Origin of the sequence: methane-oxidizing endosymbiont of Gigantopelta aegis (assembly GCF_016097405.1) — a bacterium.
Taxonomy (GTDB): Bacteria; Pseudomonadota; Gammaproteobacteria; order Methylococcales; family Methylomonadaceae; genus Methylomarinum.
Genome location: NZ_JAEHGD010000002.1, coordinates 69,891 through 72,982 on the forward strand (window position 1 = coordinate 69,891; position 3,092 = coordinate 72,982).

The following is a 3,092-nucleotide window of genomic DNA, read 5'->3' on the forward strand; positions in this document are numbered from 1 at the left end:
TAATCCGTTAACAATTCCCGCTGAAAATTTGACACAGAGCAGTAATGAAGCGATCTTCGCAAAAAAGTTTACGAAACATATTTTTTCAACCTCTTATATATCAAGGTTTACAAAATGAGCGGGAATTGCTGTATAAGATGTCCAGCAATTTAAGCAAATACTGATCCTGCTTTAGCTCGCTTGGTTTTGACGCCCACCTTGGTGGATGAGTCATTTTTAAGAAGATTTAAGGCAGGATGCCGAATGATGGCCAAGTTAGCGGCGCTATGACCGTGTTGGGTACGGTTGTGATCTTCATCAAAAACCGACATCAAGCACCCAATGTAGCTGGTTTTCGATTCCCCAATGTGCACGCACAGCCCGGGCTAATCGTTTGGGGTTGTCAGCTTTTAGACTGCTGATGAAATACCGGGTTTCTGTTTTATCGTGTTGTTCCCGGTGAGACGTCACAGCCAGGATACTGTTCAGTCCGACCCGTTCAGGGTGCCGCTCCCGGAGCCAGTCAATCTCGCTGCTGGCGTGCAACTGTCGGGTTTTTATCCGGCCATGTCCGCCATCCACGGACTGAAAAACCTCAGAAGCATATTTTGTTGGGCAAAAAGCTCTGACATCCTTATGTAACTCCCCCTGATTGCCTTTTAATTTTTTCATCAATATATGGCTCTATCGTTTTATACATTAACTGGTGCATTTTTGGGCTACCGGTCAAGACATTACCGCTTTCAAGATAGCTGTCATTGAATGAAAAATCGGTCACGACGCCACCGGCTTCTTTAATCAGCAAAATACCCGCTGCCATATCCCATTCTTTCAAGCCGATTTCCCAAAAACCATCCAGGCGGCCGCAGGCGACATAGGCTAAGTCCAAAGCGGCTGCTCCGGCGCGGCGGATGCCAGAAGTGGCGATGCATAGGGGTTTAAATAAGGCTAGGTAGGCATCTAGATATTCATCGGATTTGAATGGGAAGCCGGTGCCGAGCAAAGCACTATCTAATTTTGTTTGGTTGGAAACGCGAATACGGCGGTTATTTAGCATGGCGCCGCTGCCGCGTTCTGCGGTGTACAAGTCATTCCGAGTGGGGTCGTAAATAACGCCGATTTCAAGTTTTCCTTTTACTTTCAATGCAATGGATACGGCATATTGGGGAAAGCCGTGTAAAAAATTTGTAGTGCCATCTAAAGGGTCAATCACCCAGACATAATCATTGCCTTGGTGTTCGCCGCTTTCTTCAGCTAAGAAAGCATGATCAGGATAGGCTTGGCGAATCGTCTTAATGATTTCCTGTTCGGCCTTGAAATCAATTTCTGAGACAAAATCGTACTGACCTTTACGGTTAATGTGTAATTGACCGATATTATCGGTAGCGCGCTGGATGATATCGCCGGCATTTCTTGCTGCGCGAACAGCAATGTTTAACATTGGATGCATGTTGGTTTTCAAGCTAAATCAAATAAACCCAATAGAATAACAAATCATTTGTTAAAATAAAGCCTTTTTCAGCAGCAGGATATATGGTGTTAGAAAATTTCAGCATCATTTTGGTCGAAACATCGCATCCGGGAAATATCGGTGCAGCGGCGCGAGCAATGAAAAATATGGGATTGTCGGATTTGCGTCTGGTCCGACCTAAAATATTTCCTCATGCCGATGCAACGTCTCGAGCGGCAGGTGCAAGTGATGTATTGAGCGGTGCAAAAATTTGTGAAACCTTGTCTGAGGCAGTGGCAGATTGCCAGTTTGTTGTGGGTGCTAGCGCCCGGGATCGTACCATTCAATGGCCGGAATTAAGCGCGCGTGAGTGTGCCGAGAAATTTCTCAGCCCCGATTATCAGGGCACTAAAATTGGTTTGCTTTTTGGCCGTGAGCATTCGGGTTTGAAGAATGAGGAACTCGATACCTGTCAGTTTTTGTTACGTATTCCGTGTAATCCTGAATTCAGATCGCTGAATTTGGCGGCGGCGGTTCAGGTTGTGAGTTATGAGTTGTTTATAGCGAGCGGGCAATACCAAAAACAAGCTAAAACCGAACGCGAGCCGTTGGCGACTGCGGCGCAAATGGAAGGCTTTTATCAGCATTTGGAGCAGGCTTTGGATGATATTGGTTTTTTGCATCAAGATAAATCACGGTCGATTATGCGTAGACTGCGCAGGATTTATAACCGGGTTGAACTGGATGTGAAAGAACTTGATATTTTGCGTGGTATTTTGCGATTTTCACAGCATCACAATGGGAAATAAACGTGTTTGAACGGATAAAAGAAGATATTCAGTGCGTATTTGAGCGTGATCCTGCCGCTCAGAGTGTGTTTGAAGTGGTAACGGCTTATCCGGGCTTTCATGCGTTGCTGATTCATCGGGTGAGTCATAGATTATGGCGAATGGGGTTTCGTTGGCTGGCACGTTTTAGTTCGCATATCGGGCGTTGGCTGACCGGTATTGAAATTCATCCCGGCGCGACTATTGGGCGACGTTTTTTTATCGATCATGGCATGGGGGTCGTGATTGGCGAAACAGCCGTTATTGGTGATGACTGTACGTTGTATCATGGCGTCACCTTAGGTGGCACCAGTTGGAACAAGGGCAAGCGGCATCCTACCTTGAAAGATGGTGTCGTGGTGGGCGCAGGTGCCAAGGTTTTAGGTCCGATAGACGTCGGCGAAGGGGCCAGGATTGGATCAAACTCGGTCGTGGTTAAGCCGGTGCCTGCCGGTGCTACGGTCGTTGGTATTCCCGCACATTTGATAGATTCAAAAGAAGTGAAAGACAAGCGTAACCAAATTGCCCGGAAAATGGGATTTGATGCCTATGGTGCAACCACCGATATGCCGGATCCGGTTGCGCATGCCATCAACCATATGCTCGATCATATTCACATCATGGATAAGCAGTTGGAGAAAATGCGGGCTGCATTGAATGCCGCGGGCATGGCAGTTGATGAAGAGCCAATGCCTGAGCTGGATGACTGCGAAATCAAAGGAGAAAGTTAATCAGGGTTTTGGTGTAATATCCGGGGCAGGCTGGGTGGTATAGATAGGGTTAAAAGTTGACTAAATTACTGGGTTTTAATATAGTAACCTTACTTAAATTGGTTA

General features: G+C 46.4%; 4 protein-coding genes. 2 read left to right on the plus strand and 2 right to left on the minus strand.

Features of this window, described 5'->3' with window-relative positions; translation table 11 throughout:
* Positions 1 to 297: 297 nt before the first annotated feature.
* The gene (locus JEU20_RS11115) at positions 298 to 651 is read right to left on the minus strand and encodes an ISAs1 family transposase (protein WP_198246114.1); all 354 of its coding nucleotides are present in this window, start codon (positions 649 to 651) and stop codon (positions 298 to 300) included.
* Positions 614 to 1,429 (minus strand): inositol monophosphatase family protein, encoded by an 816-nt coding sequence (locus tag JEU20_RS11120; RefSeq protein ID WP_198246116.1) that lies wholly within the window; start codon positions 1,427 to 1,429, stop codon positions 614 to 616. Before JEU20_RS11120 ends, JEU20_RS11115 begins: the two co-directional genes overlap by 38 nt.
* Before the next feature lie 86 nt (positions 1,430 to 1,515).
* Between JEU20_RS11120 and JEU20_RS11125 the strand changes: the two genes are divergently transcribed.
* Both JEU20_RS11125 and cysE read left to right on the plus strand, forming a co-directional pair.
* A complete protein-coding gene (locus tag JEU20_RS11125) occupies positions 1,516 to 2,238 on the plus strand; it encodes an RNA methyltransferase (protein ID WP_198246704.1) in 723 nt (240 codons plus the stop codon).
* Between the two features lie 2 nt (positions 2,239 to 2,240).
* Positions 2,241 to 2,987 carry a serine O-acetyltransferase gene (gene cysE, locus JEU20_RS11130; protein WP_198246118.1) on the plus strand — a complete coding sequence of 249 codons (747 nt, stop codon included), beginning with the start codon at positions 2,241 to 2,243 and terminating at the stop codon, positions 2,985 to 2,987.
* Positions 2,988 to 3,092 lie beyond the last annotated feature (105 nt).